Source organism: Blastococcus sp. SYSU DS0552, from assembly GCF_054050815.1.
This window is the reverse complement of record NZ_JBJHAB010000007.1, coordinates 14,639-29,821: the sequence shown is the minus strand read 5'-3', so window position 1 is coordinate 29,821 and position 15,183 is coordinate 14,639. Positions and strand designations below refer to the sequence as shown.

Below are 15,183 nucleotides of genomic sequence, written 5' to 3'. Positions count from 1 at the left end.
CCGCGATCAGCCGGTCGAGCGGGCGGGGTCGGGCGAGGTGGCGTCGTCGTCGAGTGACCGGCCCCGTAGCTCGGGCAGTGCCCACGCCGCGATCGCGGCCACCACGAAGAAGACGGCGAAGGTGGCGAACACCAGCCCCGTGCCCCCGGCGTCGACCAGCAGCGGCACGCACAGGGGCGCGGCGATGGAGGCCAGCCGGCCGAAGCCCGCGGCGGCGCCGGCGCCGGTCGCCCGCAGCGCGGTCGGGTAGATCTCCGGTGTCACCGCGTAGAGGGCACCCCAGGCGCCGAGGTTGAAGAACGACAGCACCATCCCGGTCACGAGCACCGCGGTGTCGCCGTCGGCGGCCGCGAACAGCCCGGCGCCCAGCGCGGAGCCCAGGAGGAAGGTGGCCAGCGTCGGGCGGCGCCCCCACTTCTCGATCAGGTAGGCCGCCAGGGCGTACCCGGGCAACTGGGCGATCGTGATGATCAGCGTGTACTGGAAGGACCTCACCAGGGAGAAGCCCTCGTTGAACAGCAGCGTCGGCAGCCAGATGAAGGCGCCGTAGTAGGCGAAGTTGATGCTGAACCAGACGATCCAGAGCGCGGCCGTCCGGCGGGCGGTGCCGGCCGCCCAGAGGGCACCGACACCCGGCGGGGTGGCCGGCGGTGCGGGGGGCGGCGACGCGACCGGCGCGACGTCCGCGGCGCGCTCGAACCGGCGCACCGTCGCCTCGGCCTCGTCGGTGCGACCGCGCAGCTCGAGGAAGCGCACCGACTCGGGCAGCCCGCGGCGGACGACGACGGCGTAGAGGGCGGGCACGGCCCCGATCGCGAGCGCCCAGCGCCAGCCGTCGTCGCCGACGGGGACGACGAAGTAGCCGATGAGCGCGGCCAGCGTCCAGCCCACCGCCCAGAACGCCTCCAGCAGCACGACCACCCGGCCGCGCACCCGCGCCGGGGCGAACTCGCTGACCAGGGTGGAGGCGACCGGCAGCTCCGCGCCCAGCCCCAGGCCGATGAGGAACCGGAAGACCAGCAGCGCACCGACCGACCACGACAGCGCCGCGGCGCCCGTGGCCACCCCGAAGACGAGCAGGGTCAGGGCGAACACCTGGCGGCGGCCGAACCGGTCGGCCAGCAGACCGCCGAGCGTGGCGCCCAGCGCCATGCCCACGAAGCCGATCGACCCGATCCACGAGACCTCGCTGTTCGACAACCCCCACTGCGCGACGAGCGCGGTCATCACGAACGAGATCAGGCCGACGTCCATGGCGTCCAGCGCCCACCCGATGCCCGAGCCGACCACCAGCCGGCCGTGCTCACGGGTGACGGGCAGCCGGTCGAGGCGCTCGGCCCGGGTGGCGGTGGTCCTCGGTTCGGCGGTCATCGCGGAGGAAACTACCCCGGCGTGCACGCGAACCGGGGCGGGGCGCCGCAGGTGCGGGCCCCGCCCCGGATCAGGACGGTCGTCGGATCGCTCAGCTGCTCAGGCGTGCCTTGAGCAGGGCCTTCCCCTGCTCGCCACCCTTGCGGCTCTCGTTCTGCGCCTTGCGGAAGAACTCCGCGAGCTCCTGGTCCCCGGCGCGCTCGGCGTCCTGGATGTAGGCCTCGAGGCGCAGCGCGTTGCTGAGGCTGGCCTCGGTGAACCAGATCAGGTTGTAGTCCTTGTCGGCGGTGCCCGTGACGCGACCGGTTTCCGTGGTCGACGTGGTCATCAGGTCGTCCCCTTCCCTCGGTGTCGGTTACCGGACGCTCCGGGGCTACCCCGCAGCCGGGGCGCCGAACAGCCCCATGCCGACTTTCGGGCCGCCGATCCGGACGGTGGCGCGGGGGCGGCGCAGCGCTCAGCCGCGCACGTGGGCGGTGACCAGCTCGGCGGTCCGCTCCGCGGCGAGCTCCGGGATCCAGTGCGTCACGTCGTCGAGGACCTCGAGCCGGTACGGCGCCTCGACGAAGCGGGCGGTGTCCTCGGTCGCGGCGCGGCCGAGGAACGCGTCCCCGGTGCTCCACACGTGCAGCGTCGGCACCCGCACCGTCCCGACCGGGTCGCGCCCGCTCCACGGCAGGGCCCGGTACCAGTTCAGGGCCGCGGTCAGCGCACCCGGTTCGCGCATCCGCTGCGCGTACCGGTCGACGGCGTCCTCGGGGAGGCCGCCGTGCCGCAGCATTCTCCGCAGCGCGGCGCCGTCGCCGGCGAGCAGCAGCCGCTCGGGCAGCACGGGCAGCTGGAACACCCCCACGTAGTAGGAGCGCAGCGCCTGGTCGCTGGTCACCACGGCGCGGGCCATCGCGGCGGGGTGCGGTACGGAGAGCGCGGTCAGCGTGCGCACCCGGTCGGGGTGCCAGGCACCCAGCGCCCAGCCGACGATGCCGCCCCAGTCGTGGCCCACCACGTGCGCGGACTCCAGGCCGGCGGCATCGAGCAGGGCGAGGACGTCCCCTGCCGTCTCGCGCAGCCGGTAGTCCGCCCGCCCGCGCGGCCGCGCCCGGGGCGAGTACCCGCGCTGGTCGGGCGCCAGGGTGCGCAGGCCGTGCTGGTGCAGCGCCGGTGCCACCCGGTCCCAGGCGGTGGAGTCCTGCGGGAAGCCGTGCAGGAGGACGACGGGGTCGCCGTCGGTCGGTCCGGCGTCCCGGACGTCGAAGGTCAGGCCGTTCCGGTCGAAGCTGTCCACACCCCGACTGTGCCCCGAAGCCCGCCCTCGCGCACCGGGGGAGCGGAGCGGGCGCGCCCCCGGTCGATCGGGGACCATGGGCCGGTGACCGCCACTCCTGTCGAGATGATCGTGCTGGTGGACGAGGAGGGTCTGGCGATCGGCACGATGCCCAAGCCACAGGTGCACCACGGCGAGACGCCGCTGCACCGCGCGTTCTCCGCCTACCTCTTCGCCGACGACGGCCGGCTGCTGATCACCCGCCGGGCCGAGGACAAGGCGACGTTCCCGGGCATGTGGACCAACACCGTCTGCGGTCACCCGGGGCCCGGTGAGGACGACGGGGATGCGATCGCCCGACGCGCCGGCTTCGAGCTGGGCCTGTCCGTCGCCGACGTCCGCCCCGCCCTCCCGGGCTACCGGTACCGGGCGGAGTTCCGCGGCGTCGTCGAGAACGAGATCTGCCCGGTCTACGTCGGGCGCTTCACCGGGTCCCCGGCGCCGGAGCCCAGCGAGGTGGCCGAGTGGGCGCTGCTGGACTGGGCTGCGTTCCGCCGGCGGCAGGAGACCGAGGGCGACGCGTGGTCCCCGTGGTGCCGTGAGCAGGCGAGGCTCATCGAGGAAGCGGGCCTCCACCGCATCTGACCGCGGCCCCGGAAAGGCGCGGTCGGTCACCCCTGCCGGCCCCGACCTGCGCTGCCGGCGGTTGTCGGCGAGGCTGTCGGCGACGGACGCGCACCGACGACCGAGGAGCTGCCGTGGAGGCGTCGTTGAAGGGCCGGGTCGCACTGGTGACCGGCGGGGCCAGCGGGCTCGGCCGGGCCACGGCGCTGGCGCTGGCCGAGAGCGGCGCGCACGTGGTGGTCGCCGACATCGACGCGTCGGGCAGCGAGGAGACGCGGTCGCGGGTGGTCGCCGCGGGCGGCTCGGCGGAGGTCGTCCCCCTGGACGTCACCCAGGACGAGAGCCGGCGGGCCGTCGTCGCCGACCTGTTCGACCGGCACGGCGACGCGTTCGACGTCCTGGTCAACGTGGCCGGCATCGACCGGCCGGGCTACATCACCGACATCGACCTCGCCGACTACCAGCGGGTGCAGGCGGTCAACTGCGAGGGCCCGATCTTCCTGACCAGCGAGTTCACGAAGCGGGTGCAGCACCTGCCGGAGGGGCGCACCGCCGACGTCGTGCACGTGGTGTCGCTCTCGGCGATCACCTCGGGCAGCGGGGCGATCGCCTACAACGGCTCCAAGGCGGGGTTCCTCAACGCGATCCGCTGCATCCAGCGGGAGCTGCGGGAGAAGGCCGTGCGGCTGGACGACGGCACCGAGCGGCCGTTCCCGTGCCGGGTGCAGAGCGTCATCCCCGCCGCGATGGACACCCCGATGATGGAGCAGTGGGGGATCCCCGGGCACCTGATGATGCCGCCGTCGGCGGTCGCCGAGGCCATCTGCACCCTGCTGCTCCTGCACCCGGCGGCGTTCGTCCCCGAGATGCAGATCGTGCCCCGGCTCGAACCGAACTTCCCGCGCTGACCGACCATGAGGAACTGCCGCATGAACGCCCCGGACGACCCCACGCCGGACACCGCGATGGCGTCGGGCTCCGACGCGGGCAGCCCCGGCGGGCGGCTGGGCCCCGGTGACCTGGCACCCGACGAGGAGCGCCTGCTGGCCGCGCTGGAGCAGAGCCGCACCGCCGCCCCCGAGGACCCCGTCGCCGTCGTCCGCGCGGCCGAGGACGAGCGCCCGCTGCCGTCGGACGGCGGCCCACCCGACGACGGGCTGACGCCCCGTTTCACCGCCCCGGGCGGGAGCTGAGCGGCCGGCTCAGCCCGGTGGGGGCCGGAGCCGGGCGGCGACGAGCGCGACGTCGTCCTCCCCGCCCTCGGGCAGCAGCCGGTCGATGAGCGCGTCGCACATCTCGGTCACCGGTAGGTGGCGCAACTCGGCGAGCGCGCGGCCGAGCAGCTCGACGCCGTCGTCGAAGACCTGGTCGCGGCGCTCGACCAGCCCGTCGGTGTAGAGCAGCAGCGTGGCGCCGGGGGGGACCACCGTCTGGTGCTCCGCGCGGACGGCGGAGGGGTCCACGCCGAGGAGCAGGCCGGGTCGGTCGGGCACCAGCAGCTGCTGCGTGCCGTCGGGTGCGACCAGCAGCGGCGGGAGGTGCCCGGCGCTGGCCCAGCGCAACCGGGTGCGGTCGTCGGCCGAGCCCGCCGGCCGGTCGAGCCGCCCCACGAGCACCGTGGCCAGGGCGCCCAGGTCCAGCCCCTCGATCGCCGCGTCCAGCCGGGACAGCACCTCGGCGGGACCGGCCGCGCTGTCGTAGGCGATGCCACGCAGCAGGCCGCGCAGCTGGGACATCGTCGCCGCGGCCTCGGTGTCGTGGCCCACGACGTCGCCGATGACGAGCACCGTCGAGCCGTCGGGCTGCTGGAAGACGTCGTACCAGTCGCCGCCGACCTGTGCCTCCCGCGCGGCCGGCACGTACCGCACGGCCACCGCCAGGTGGTCGGGCTCGGGCGGGTCGGAGAGCAGGCTGCGCTGCAGCGTCTCCGCGGCGCGCACGATGCGGCGCGACCGCGCGTACAGCGCCTCCAGCAGGTGGGTGCGCAGTTCGGCGGCCTCGCCCTGCTCCTGCGGCGTCCACGACTCGGAGCGGCCGCGGACGGTCTCCCGCCAGCGCTCGAAGGACTTGCGCGGGCTGAGCCGGACCTCCGCGCCCTCGCGTTCGGCGATCGCCTTGTTGCGGGGATCGCCGCCCCAGTCGATGTGCCGCACCGCCTCGCCGCGGAACCAGAGCACGTACTGGCCCTCCGGTAGCGGGATCACGAGCACGCCGCAGGCCGGGCCGACCGGGCCGAGGCCCGGCGCGGCGGCGGCCAGCGCGTCGGTGGCGACGACGTCCTCGCCGCGGGCGGCGGCCCACCCGGCGATGGCGTCGGCCAGCCCGGGCCGCAGCCCGGCGCCGGCGGTGCCCCGGGCGCCCTGCAGGTTCACCACGACCCCGTCGGCGGCCAGCAGGTCCAGCAGGCTGGGGGAGCCCAGCACCGTCTCGGTGAGCGGGCGCTCCTCGTCCATGGCGGCGGCGGTCAGCCAGGCCAGGGTGGAGCGCACCCGCAGGGCGCGGTCGAACTCGTCCTCCTGCGCCCGGTCGGTCAGCCGCAGCGAGAGGGTGGAGCCGAGGAACTCCGCGGCGGCGCGGGTGGCGTAGGGCGGGGCGTGCGGTCCGCTGTAGTGGTGGCAGGCGATGAGCCCCCACAGCCGGTCGCCGCGCAGCAGGGAGATGGACATCGAGGCGTGGACGCCCATGTTGCCCAGGTACTCGACGTGGATCGGCGAGACGCTGCGCAGGGTGGAGAACGTGAGGTCCAGCGGCCGGCCGGTGACCGGGTGGACGGTCGGACGGAGGGGGGCGGGGGCGTACCCGACGTCGGAGATCAGCCGGATCCAGTTCTTCTCGTACAGCGCCCGCGCCTGGGCGGGGATGTCGCTGGCCGGGTAGTGCAGCCCGAGGAAGGAGTTGAGCTCGGGGGTCTTGGCCTCGGCCACCACCTCGCCGTTGTAGTCGGCGTCGTACCGGTAGACCATCACCCGGTCGAAGCCGGTCAGCGCCCGCACCGCCCGGGCGGTGATGTCGTAGAGCTCCTGCAGCGTCGCGGCCCGGTTGAGCTCGCCGACCGTGCCGCGCACGGCCTGGTAGGTGTTCGGGAAGGAGAACGGCCGCGGTCCGCGGGCCGGCTCCAGCTCGACGACGAGGGTGGTGACCGGCGCCGACTCCCCGGGGGTGGCGTCGGGCCCGGCGTCCACGGCGCGGACCGGCCCGGGGTCGATCACCGTCCGGTGCAGGAGGGCGTCCACGGGCAGCGGCTCGCCGCCGACGTCGAGGGTGACCTCGACCGGGTTGCGCTCGCGCAGGTCGCCGAAGGCGCTCGCGGAGCGGATCACCGCGGCGGCCGGTGCCGCGCCGATGACCTCGGCCAGCGGCCGGCCCAGCGCGCGCCGCCAGTCCACGCCCGTGAGGTCGGCCAGGTTCTCCGACACCTGCTGCACGATCCAGTCGGGGTCCCGGACGGCGATCAGCACCCCCCGCGGCTGGATGCTGCCCGGGATGTGGATCGGCTCGCGCTCGCAGTTGGTGAGGTCGACCGGGTCGCCCGGGGCCAGCAACCCGGCCCCGCGCTCGACGTCGGTCACCCCCGGGCCTGCTGTCGGGCAGCGGGGCGGCACCACGCGGCGAGCACGCGGAACGTCTCGCGCGCTGCGGCGACGACCCAGTCGGCGTCGCCGCCCGCGTCCACGTGCGCCCGCGTGACCCGGCGGTAGGCGGCCCACATCGCCCCCGTGTCCTCGCCGTAGGGGGAGAAGGCGCGGATGCGGACGCCGGCCAGGCGGGGGAGCGCCGCGAGGTGTCGGTCGATGAACGTGCCGCCGAGGGTCGAGCCCTCGAGCACGTAGAGCCGGCCCAGGGCCTCGTCGGTGCCCGGGACGGCCGGCAGCTCCGGCGCCCCGGCGGGAACCGGCACGCCCAGCGCCGCGAGGTCCGCGGCGAAGAGATCGGCCCGGCGGCGGCGGGCCCAGTCCACGGTCGCGGCGTCCGCGGGGTGCTGCGTGGCCCAGGTGTCGAGGCCCCGCTCGGCCGCCGCCCAGAAGCCGTGCATCAGGCCGAGGACGTGCGCCAGCCGCTCCCGGTCGAGCTCCGGGTCCAGCAGCTCCAGGGTGTCCTCGAGGAGCTGGTGCTCCTCCGCCGTGCCGGTGCGCAGCGCGCGCAGCACGTCGTCGTGCCCGCCGCGGGGGTCCACCGGCGCAACCATCTCTCCCGCAGCCATCGCCCCGAGCCTAGGCGACCGGCGGCCGTCACGAGCGGGCCGGCCGCGGGCCGCCGGACAGCCGGGCCGCGCGCAGCCCGGCGTGCAGCAGCAGCCGGGCATCGCCGTCGGCGAGGTCGAGACCGGTCAGCGCCGCGATCCGGCCCAGCCGGTAGTACAGCGTCTGCCGGTGGATGTGCAGCGACTCCGCCGTCCGGGAGGCGCTGCCGGCGCAGTCCAGGAAGGTCTCGGCCGTCGTGGTCAGCACCGGGTCGGCGAGCAGCGGCGCCAGCAGCGGATCGGGGCCCGGTAGTGCAGTGACCGGCCGCCACCCGCCGAGCTCGCCCCAGTGGGCGACCGGGAAGAACCGGTCGACGACGGCGGCGACCCGTGCCGCGGCGCGGGCCTCACCCCACTGGCCGGGCAGGTCGTCGGCGCCGCGGCGGGCCGACGAGACGCCCGCCGTGCTGCCCACCGGCAGGGTGGCCAGCGTCGCGGCGGCGAGCGCGCCGGCCGGCCGGAGGTCCGTGGGCGTGGGCAGGGGCACCAGGACGGCGACGCCGTCGTCGAGGACCGTCGCCACCGCACCGGCCGCCGGCAACCGCCGCTCCGGCAACGGGCCGCCGTCGGCGGAGGTGAGGGCGACCAGCACCTGGGCGCCCTCGCCGGTCAGCCGGTCGCCGAGCCGCTGGGCGGCCTGCGCCCGGGCCGCCGGGCGGCCGGTCAGCGCGTCGGCGAGCTCCGGCCCCAGATCGTCGGCCGGGCGGCCGGCCAGCACGCGCCCCGCCGCCGCGGCCAGGTCCAGGGCCCGGCGCAGCGCCGGATCGGCGAGATCCCCGGGGTCGATCCGGCCGTCGTCCAGGAGCCAGAGGTACCCCCGGGTACGGCCCTCGTGGCGGACGGGGATCACCAGCCGGGTGAGGACGCCGGCGGCGGGATCGGCCGGCGTCCGCATCGGGCGGGTCGCCGACGCGATGCCGAAGTCCTCGAACCAGCGCCGGGTCTCGGGCGCGGAGCCGCGGGTGAGGATCGACCGGGTGCGGACGGCGTCCATGGGCTCGGCACCGCTGTCGTCGTGCGCGCAGAAGGCCAGCAGCGTGAAGGCGGCGTCCTCCAGGGTGGCGGGGGCGCCGAGCACCCGGGACACGTCGTCGACCAGCTCCTGCAGCTCGTCCCGCACCGCCGTCCCTCCTCGTCGTCGTACAGCTGTATGAGAGCAGACCGGGGAAGTCCGGACATCTGTCCCTGGTCCTGAGGAGGCCGCGTGCCTAGCGTTCGGGGTGCTGGCGTCGTCCGCTCCCGGGAGGTCCCGTGCTGCTCTCCAAGGCCCTGCTGGCCGCCTCCCGACGACCCGCCCTGCGGCGGGCGGTCACCGGCACGCCGACCACCCGCCGGGTGGTCGACCGCTTCGTCGCCGGGGAGTCGCTGGACGACGCCCTCGCCGCCGTCCGCGCGCTGACCGCCGACGGGATCGCGGTCACCCTCGACCACCTCGGCGAGGACGTCACCACCCGCGCCGAGGCCGAGCGCTCCCGCGACGCCTACCTGGCCGCCCTCGACGGGCTGGCCGCCCTGGGCCTGGGCGACGGCGCCGAGGTGACGGTGAAGCTCTCGGCGTTCGGCCAGGCGCTGCCCGACGGGCACGAGACCGCCGTGGACCTGGTGCGGCCCGTGGTGGCGGCGGCCACCGCGATCGGCACGACCGTGACCCTCGACATGGAGGACTCCCGGACCGTCGACTCGACGCTCGCCGTCCTCGCCGAGCTGCGCAAGGAGCACCCCGGCACGGGCGTCGCGCTGCAGGCGATGCTCTTCCGCACCGAGGACGACGCCAAGGCGCTGGCCGTCACCGGCTCGCGGGTGCGCCTGGTCAAGGGCGCCTACGACGAGCCGCCCGCCGTCGCGCACCAGAAGAAGAAGGACGTCGACGCCGCCTACGCGCGCTGCCTGGAGATCCTCATGGCCGGCCCGGGGTACCCGATGGTCGGGTCGCACGACCCCGCCATGGTCGCGCTGGCGCACGAGCTGGCCGCGCAGCACTCGCGGTCGGCGGACTCCTGGGAGGTGCAGATGCTCTACGGCATCCGCCCCGACGAGCAGCGCCGGCTGGCCGCCGCCGGCACCCGCGTCCGCGCCTACGTCCCCTACGGCGCCGACTGGTACGGCTACTTCATGCGCCGGCTGGCCGAGCGCCCCGCCAACGTGGCCTTCTTCCTCCGTTCGCTGGCCACCCGCTCCTGAACCCGTTCGCCGGCCACCCGCTCCAGAACCCCGAGAGGTCCCCATGGACGCCGTCACCCAGGTCCCCCCTCCGCACAACGAGCCAGTGCTCACCTACGCCCCCGGCACGCCCGAGCGCGACGAGCTGCAACGGCGCCTCGCCGAGCTGGCGAGCGCCCCGGTGGAGCTCACCGGCACCATCGGCGGCCGGCAGCGCATGGCGGGCGGCAACCGGTTCGACGTCGTGCAGCCGCACCGGCACGCCGCCGTGCTGGGCACGTCCGCGCACAGCACGCACGCCGACGCGCAGGACGCGATCCGCTGCGCCAAGGAGGCCGCGCCGGCCTGGCAGGACCTCTCCTTCGACGACCGCGCGGCGGTCTTCCTGCGCGCCGCCGACCTGCTGGCCGGGCCGTGGCGGCAGACGCTGAACGCCGCCACGATGCTGGGTCAGAGCAAGACGGCGCAGCAGGCCGAGATCGACAGCGCCTGCGAGCTCATCGACTTCTGGCGCTTCAACGTGCACTTCGCCCGCGAGATCCTCGCCGAGCAGCCGAAGTCCTCACCCGGCGTCTGGAACCGCACCGACCACCGCCCGCTCGAGGGCTTCGTCTACGCGATCACGCCGTTCAACTTCACCGCGATCGCCGGGAACCTGCCGACGGCGCCCGCGCTCATGGGCAGCACCGTGGTGTGGAAGCCCGCGCCCACGCAGCAGTTCGCCGCGCACTTCCTCATGCGCCTGCTGGAGGAGGCCGGCCTCCCGCCGGGTGTGATCAACATGCTGCCCGGCGACGGGGTCGCCGTCTCCGAGGTCGCCCTGGCCGACCGCGACCTCGCCGGCATCCACTTCACCGGGTCGACGCCGGTGTTCCAGCACCTGTGGCGCACGGTCGGGGAGAACATCGCGGGCTACCGCGGCTACCCGCGGATCGTGGGGGAGACCGGGGGCAAGGACTTCGTCGTCGCCCACCCGTCGGCCGACGTCGACGTGCTGCGCACCGCGCTGGTCCGCGGCGCGTTCGAGTACCAGGGGCAGAAGTGCTCGGCGGCGTCCCGGGCCTACGTGCCCCGCTCGGTGTGGGCGCGGCTGAAGGACGACCTCGTGGCCACCACCGAATCGCTGCCGATGGGCGACGTCACCGACTTCTCGAACTTCATGGGCGCGGTCATCGACCGGAAGTCGTTCTCGAAGCTCTCCGGCGTGCTGGACCGGGTGGACGACGACCCGGCGCTGTCGATCGTGGCCGGGGGCACCGCCGACGACGCCGAGGGCTTCTTCGTCCGGCCGACGATCATCGAGGGCACCGACCCGGGCCACGAGGTGTTCACCACCGAGTACTTCGGGCCGGTGCTGGCGGTGCACGTCTACGACGACGCCGACTACGACGCCGTGCTGACCCAGATGGAGTCGGTCGCGCCCTACGCGCTCACCGGTGCGGTCATCGCGCAGGACCGGGTGGCGATCGCGCACGCGCAGAAGTTCCTGCGGCACGCGGCGGGCAACTTCTACGTCAACGACAAGCCCACCGGCGCCGTCGTCGGGCAGCAGCCCTTCGGCGGGGGGCGGGCGTCGGGCACCAACGACAAGGCGGGTGCCAAGCAGAACCTCATGCGCTGGACCAGCAGCCGGTCGATCAAGGAGACGTTCGCGCCCCCGACCGACCACCGCTACCCGTACATGGGCTGACCCGTGCATGTTGATCAGGTGACCTGATCGTCAGGGGTCCTGGCTCAGCGTCGACCGTGAGCCAGGACCCCATACGGTGAGCCAGGACAGCGGGCTCAGGCGACGTCGAGCTCCGACCCCGGCTCCGGACGACGGACGACGGTGAAGCGCCGCGGCCTCGCCTGCGGCGTCGCCAGCATCCGCCGCAGGTCGGCGGTCACCCGCGGCCAGGGAGCGCCCAGGTCGGCCTTGGCGATGCGCACCACGCGGACGTCGAGGCGGCGGACGCGGTCCTCCCGGCGTTTCTCCTCCCAGAGGACGTCGTGCGGTGATCGGCCCCCGTACGGATCGCTGTACTTCACCTGGCCGTCGAACTCGATCGCCACGGCCGCCTCCTCGTACCAGGCGTCGATGCGGGCGATGAGCCCGCGCTCGTCGTGCAGATCGACCTGCAGTTCGGGTCGGGGGAGCCCGGCGGCCAGCAGCGCGAGACGGCCTTCGCTCTCCAGGGGCGACTCCGCCCGTCCGTCGCTGAGACCGACCGCCCGGGCCGCCTGGGAAGCCCCGGTCCGGTGCCGGGCGGAGTGCACGGCGAGCTGCAACGCCGAACGGAGGACGCGGCCCTTGTGCAGAGCGGCGTCCAGAGCGATCACAGTGTCCACCAGGGACCACTCCCGACCGCAGTCGACCAGCGTCCGGGGGACGGAGGTGGTCGCGAACGGCTCGATCCAGGGGACGACGTCCGCCTCGGGGAGCCTGGCCCGGGCGACGCGGTACCCCCGGCCGGCGCGCCACTGGTCGACCGCGGTGACCCGCACGTCTCCACCCGCGGACGCCGGCACGAGCAGCCCGTGACGGCGAGCGGCCGACGCGTGACTGAGCACCGGGCCGGGCGCGAGGCTCATCAGGACGGCGATGCCTGCCATGAGATGGCGGTGGTCAGCGTCCGCCGATCCCCGGCGTGCGGACTCGACGTAGACGCCCTTGCGCAGCCGCGTCCACCGGCGGGTGCGCAGCTCCGTCTTGATGTCGTCGACCGAGTAGCCGGCCGCCAACGCCTCCTGGCTCGTGAAGACTCCGAGACGCCGGTCGGCGCGGCACTGCAGCAGCGGGTGCACCAGAGGAGTCTCACCATTCCGCGAGGTCGCTGGGCCGGGAACGTGGGCAGCCTGTGGACAGCCGCCGTCCTGGCTCACCTCGTGGGGTCCTGGCTCACGGTCGACGCTGAGCCAGGACCCCTAACGATCAGGTCACCTGATCAACATCGCGGGCGGCGGGCCAGTGGACGCGGCCGTCGTCGCCGAGGACCGCGCCGTCGGAGGGGCGGTGCGGACTCTGCCGGCCGTCGGGCATGAGGTGATGCACCGGCGTCGACCGGGCGAGGACGGCGACGTCGGCGACCAGCCGCCGGTGGCAGCGCCACCACACGAACTCGCTGCACATGACCGCCACCGTGCGGTCGGCGGCTGCGGCCAGGACCTCGTCCATCGCGGCGGCGAAGTCCCTCGTGCGGGTGTGGGCCGCGTAGGCGGCGAACTGCGCGACCGTCCACCAGTCGTCGGCGACCGGCTCGCCGGGCGGCAGCCGGCGTCGGCCGCCGAGGCGCTCCTCCCAGCGGTAGCCGATGCCCGCCGCGGGCAGCCACTCCGCCAGGGCCTCCTGTCGCACGTCGGGATTGGTCCGGCTGCCGGGGAACCGGCGCACGTCGACGAGCAGTTCCACGCCCGCGCCGCCGAGCCGGGCCGCCAGCGCGGTGCGGTCGTCGGACCCGTGGCCCACGGTCAGCAGCGGCATGCCCTCCTGCCTACCCGGGCGCGGCCGACCGCGTCTCCCAGGTCATGCTCGAGTGGTGCATGGACTCGCGGGGGCGCGGACGGCCTTGTGGCGCGGACGGGGGATGCAGGGCCTGATAGGTGTCACGCTGCTGGGCTTCGTCAGCTACTGCCTCACCCTGGCGTCCCTCCCGAGCTACGCGGTCGCCGGTGGCGCCACGGAGGGTTCCGCCGGTGTGGTCACCGCGGTCTTCCTGCTGGTCACCATCCTCACGCAGACGGTCGTCCCGGCCCTGACGGCGAGGTTCGGCACCGGGCCGGTGCTGGTCGCCGGTCTGCTGGCGATGGGGCTCCCCGCGCCCTTGTACGTGTTCGACGACAGCGTGCTCTGGATCTCCGCGATCTCCGCCGTGCGGGGCGCCGGGTTCGCCGTCCTGACCGTGCTCGGGGCGACGTCCGCGACGCGCGTGGCCCCGCCAGAGCGGCGCGGGGAGTCCGTGGGTGTCTACGGGCTGGCGATCGCGATCCCGAACCTCGTCGCCATCCCGGCCGGGGTGGCGCTGGTCCTGAACGGGCACATCGGGTGGTTGGCGTGGTTGTCGGCGGCACCCGTGTTGGGGGTGCTGTTCGTACCGATGCTCGTCCGGTCGATCGGGCCGGAAGCACCACCGGGACCGGCAGGAACGGGTTTCGCGGCAGCCCGGGCGGCCTTGGCGCCGTCGGTCGTGCTGTTCGTGGTCACCATGGCCGGGGGTGGTCTGGTCACCTTCCTGCCCATCGAACTCCCGGACGGGGTGCTGGCGACCGTCGCGTTGCTCGTCTTCGGGCTCACCGCAGCGGTCACGCGCTGGGGAGCGGGCCTGCTGGCCGATCGGATGCACAGCCGGATGCTGCTGCCGCTGTCGTTGGGGACTGCGGCAGCCGGGATGCTGGTCACCGCACTCGGCCTGGGCAGTGGCCCGGCGTGGGTCCTGATGGGGGCAGGCATCTGCGGCGCCGGCTTCGGCGCCGTGCAGAACCTCACTCTGCTGGCCGCGTTCCGGCGCGCCGGCGAGGGCGGGACGACGGCCGCCAGCGCCATGTGGAACGCGTCGTTCGACGGTGGGACTGCGAGCGGGGCGCTCGTCATCGGACTGGTGGCCGCCGGCATCGGACTGGACTGGACCTACGCGGCCGTGGGCCTGGTCCTGGCCGTGCTCTGGCCCCTGGCCGTCGTCGCGGCGCGGCCGCGAACTGAGCCCCACGACCGGGTCACTCCTGGGGAAGGACCGTCCGCACGCGGACGACGAAGTCGCGGAACTCGGCCATGAATCCCGATAGAAAGGCTCGGGTGCTGTCATCCAGGACTTCGCCGTCGTCGCTGAAGAGCTCCGGTCGGAACTGGATGTACGCCTCGGTCGCGTTGAATTGTGGCGAATTGCAGTAGCTGAGGATGCTCTTGAGCGATTGCTGGGCCACGGCGGTCCCGATCGCCCCGGGTGACGCGCCGATCATTGCCGAGGGCTTGCGCGCGAAAGAGTTGTCCCCCCACGGCCTGCTGCCCCAGTCGATGGCGTTCTTCAATGCCCCCGGGATGGAGCGGTTGTATTCAGGGGTGACGAAGAGCAGTCCATCGACGGACTCCACGGCTCGCTTCAGCTCACGAGCCTCCGGCGGGAAGTCCCGATCGAGGTCTCGGTTGTACAGGGGCAAGCGCCCGATCGGGACCTCCACCAGCAACAGATCGCTCGGTGCGAGCCGGATCAACGCCGTGGCCAGTCTTCGGTTGATCGACTGGCTCGAAAGGCTTCCGACGAAATAGCCGACCTTCAGCTTCACGTCATGCTCCAGTAGATGTGCGTCGTCCACGGAATCATGGTCCTGGTCGGCGATGGCGCCGACGTGCCGAACCGCGATCGCCGAAAGAGGAAGTTCCTGCCGCGGCCGGTGTGCGGAGAACCGTGCGGGGCAGAGGGCATAGCGGTCTTGCACTACCAACCTAGATCGCGCATCCGGAGGCTCTCGGCCGAGCGCACGATTTGACCCAACCGGGGGACAAGCCGGGCTCTCGCCAAACCTAGTGTCCTGGTCGGCCCTTGACGTG

Annotated in this window: 15 protein-coding genes; 6 read left to right on the top strand and 9 right to left on the bottom strand. The window is 74.2% G+C overall.

Annotated elements, in window-relative coordinates:
* Positions 1 to 6: 6 nt before the first annotated feature.
* The 3 genes from ACI8AG_RS08725 to ACI8AG_RS08715 form a co-directional block, all read right to left on the bottom strand.
* Positions 7 to 1,371, bottom strand: coding sequence for an MFS transporter (locus ACI8AG_RS08725; RefSeq protein WP_456596727.1), 1,365 nt, complete (start codon positions 1,369 to 1,371; stop codon positions 7 to 9).
* 91 nt (positions 1,372 to 1,462) lie between these two features.
* Positions 1,463 to 1,699, bottom strand: a complete 237-nt coding sequence (locus ACI8AG_RS08720) for a hypothetical protein (protein ID WP_456587507.1) — start codon at positions 1,697 to 1,699, stop codon at positions 1,463 to 1,465.
* 129 nt (positions 1,700 to 1,828) lie between these two features.
* On the bottom strand, positions 1,829 to 2,656 hold the full coding sequence (locus tag ACI8AG_RS08715; RefSeq protein ID WP_456596726.1) for an alpha/beta fold hydrolase: 828 nt from the start codon (positions 2,654 to 2,656) through the stop codon (positions 1,829 to 1,831).
* 84 nt (positions 2,657 to 2,740) lie between these two features.
* Between ACI8AG_RS08715 and idi the strand changes: the two genes are divergently transcribed.
* The 3 genes from idi to ACI8AG_RS08700 all read left to right on the top strand — a co-directional run bounded on the left by idi (position 2,741) and on the right by ACI8AG_RS08700 (position 4,452).
* Positions 2,741 to 3,280 carry an isopentenyl-diphosphate Delta-isomerase gene (gene idi / locus ACI8AG_RS08710; protein ID WP_456596725.1) on the top strand — a complete coding sequence of 180 codons (540 nt, stop codon included), beginning with the start codon at positions 2,741 to 2,743 and terminating at the stop codon, positions 3,278 to 3,280.
* A 113-nt stretch (positions 3,281 to 3,393) separates the two neighbouring features.
* On the top strand, positions 3,394 to 4,167 hold the full coding sequence (locus ACI8AG_RS08705) for an SDR family NAD(P)-dependent oxidoreductase (protein ID WP_456596724.1): 774 nt from the start codon (positions 3,394 to 3,396) through the stop codon (positions 4,165 to 4,167).
* A gap of 21 nt (positions 4,168 to 4,188) precedes the next feature.
* On the top strand, positions 4,189 to 4,452 hold the full coding sequence (locus tag ACI8AG_RS08700) for a hypothetical protein (protein WP_456596723.1): 264 nt from the start codon (positions 4,189 to 4,191) through the stop codon (positions 4,450 to 4,452).
* A gap of 9 nt (positions 4,453 to 4,461) precedes the next feature.
* On the opposite strand, the gene ACI8AG_RS08695 is transcribed toward ACI8AG_RS08700, so the two are convergent.
* From ACI8AG_RS08695 to ACI8AG_RS08685, 3 genes are read right to left on the bottom strand one after another with little or no spacing between them, the layout of a single operon-like run.
* Positions 4,462 to 6,828 (bottom strand): SpoIIE family protein phosphatase, encoded by a 2,367-nt coding sequence (locus ACI8AG_RS08695; protein ID WP_456596722.1) that lies wholly within the window; start codon positions 6,826 to 6,828, stop codon positions 4,462 to 4,464.
* The gene (locus tag ACI8AG_RS08690) at positions 6,825 to 7,460 is read right to left on the bottom strand and encodes a biliverdin-producing heme oxygenase (RefSeq protein ID WP_456596721.1); all 636 of its coding nucleotides are present in this window, start codon (positions 7,458 to 7,460) and stop codon (positions 6,825 to 6,827) included. The genes ACI8AG_RS08695 and ACI8AG_RS08690 overlap by 4 nt, the downstream gene beginning before the upstream one ends.
* Before the next feature lie 28 nt (positions 7,461 to 7,488).
* On the bottom strand, positions 7,489 to 8,619 hold the full coding sequence (locus ACI8AG_RS08685) for a PucR family transcriptional regulator (protein WP_456596720.1): 1,131 nt from the start codon (positions 8,617 to 8,619) through the stop codon (positions 7,489 to 7,491).
* A gap of 131 nt (positions 8,620 to 8,750) precedes the next feature.
* On the opposite strand from ACI8AG_RS08685, the gene ACI8AG_RS08680 reads away from it, so the two are divergent.
* The gene (locus tag ACI8AG_RS08680; protein WP_456596719.1) at positions 8,751 to 9,680 is read left to right on the top strand and encodes a proline dehydrogenase family protein; all 930 of its coding nucleotides are present in this window, start codon (positions 8,751 to 8,753) and stop codon (positions 9,678 to 9,680) included.
* Positions 9,681 to 9,723: 43 nt separating this feature from the next.
* The gene (pruA, locus tag ACI8AG_RS08675) at positions 9,724 to 11,349 is read left to right on the top strand and encodes an L-glutamate gamma-semialdehyde dehydrogenase (RefSeq protein WP_456587516.1); all 1,626 of its coding nucleotides are present in this window, start codon (positions 9,724 to 9,726) and stop codon (positions 11,347 to 11,349) included.
* Between the two features lie 95 nt (positions 11,350 to 11,444).
* Here the strand turns inward: pruA and ACI8AG_RS08670 are convergent, their stop codons facing one another.
* Together ACI8AG_RS08670 and ACI8AG_RS08665 are read right to left on the bottom strand one after the other, a co-directional pair.
* On the bottom strand, positions 11,445 to 12,446 hold the full coding sequence (locus tag ACI8AG_RS08670; RefSeq protein WP_456596718.1) for a hypothetical protein: 1,002 nt from the start codon (positions 12,444 to 12,446) through the stop codon (positions 11,445 to 11,447).
* Between the two features lie 127 nt (positions 12,447 to 12,573).
* Positions 12,574 to 13,122: a DUF488 domain-containing protein gene (locus ACI8AG_RS08665; protein ID WP_456596717.1), complete on the bottom strand. Its 549-nt coding sequence runs from the start codon at positions 13,120 to 13,122 to the stop codon at positions 12,574 to 12,576.
* Positions 13,123 to 13,225: 103 nt separating this feature from the next.
* On the opposite strand from ACI8AG_RS08665, the gene ACI8AG_RS08660 reads away from it, so the two are divergent.
* Positions 13,226 to 14,410 (top strand): MFS transporter, encoded by a 1,185-nt coding sequence (locus tag ACI8AG_RS08660; protein WP_456596716.1) that lies wholly within the window; start codon positions 13,226 to 13,228, stop codon positions 14,408 to 14,410.
* Here ACI8AG_RS08660 and ACI8AG_RS08655 read toward each other — a convergent pair.
* Positions 14,352 to 14,948 carry an NADPH-dependent FMN reductase gene (locus ACI8AG_RS08655; protein ID WP_456596715.1) on the bottom strand — a complete coding sequence of 199 codons (597 nt, stop codon included), beginning with the start codon at positions 14,946 to 14,948 and terminating at the stop codon, positions 14,352 to 14,354. The two genes, ACI8AG_RS08660 and ACI8AG_RS08655, sit on opposite strands and share 59 nt — an antisense overlap.
* Positions 14,949 to 15,183 lie beyond the last annotated feature (235 nt).

What these genes read in the sequence shown, in the direction of transcription:
- ACI8AG_RS08660 (WP_456596716.1), top strand. Translation starts at nt 13,226, where the DNA reads ATGCAGGGCCTGATAGGTGTCACGCTGCTGGGCTTCGTCAGCTACTGC.
- ACI8AG_RS08720 (WP_456587507.1), bottom strand. Translation starts at nt 1,699, where the DNA reads ATGACCACGTCGACCACGGAAACCGGTCGCGTCACGGGCACCGCCGAC.
- ACI8AG_RS08690 (WP_456596721.1), bottom strand. Translation starts at nt 7,460, where the DNA reads ATGGCTGCGGGAGAGATGGTTGCGCCGGTGGACCCCCGCGGCGGGCAC.
- ACI8AG_RS08665 (WP_456596717.1), bottom strand. Translation starts at nt 13,122, where the DNA reads ATGCCGCTGCTGACCGTGGGCCACGGGTCCGACGACCGCACCGCGCTG.
- pruA (WP_456587516.1), top strand. Translation starts at nt 9,724, where the DNA reads ATGGACGCCGTCACCCAGGTCCCCCCTCCGCACAACGAGCCAGTGCTC.
- ACI8AG_RS08725 (WP_456596727.1), bottom strand. Translation starts at nt 1,371, where the DNA reads ATGACCGCCGAACCGAGGACCACCGCCACCCGGGCCGAGCGCCTCGAC.
- ACI8AG_RS08700 (WP_456596723.1), top strand. Translation starts at nt 4,189, where the DNA reads ATGAACGCCCCGGACGACCCCACGCCGGACACCGCGATGGCGTCGGGC.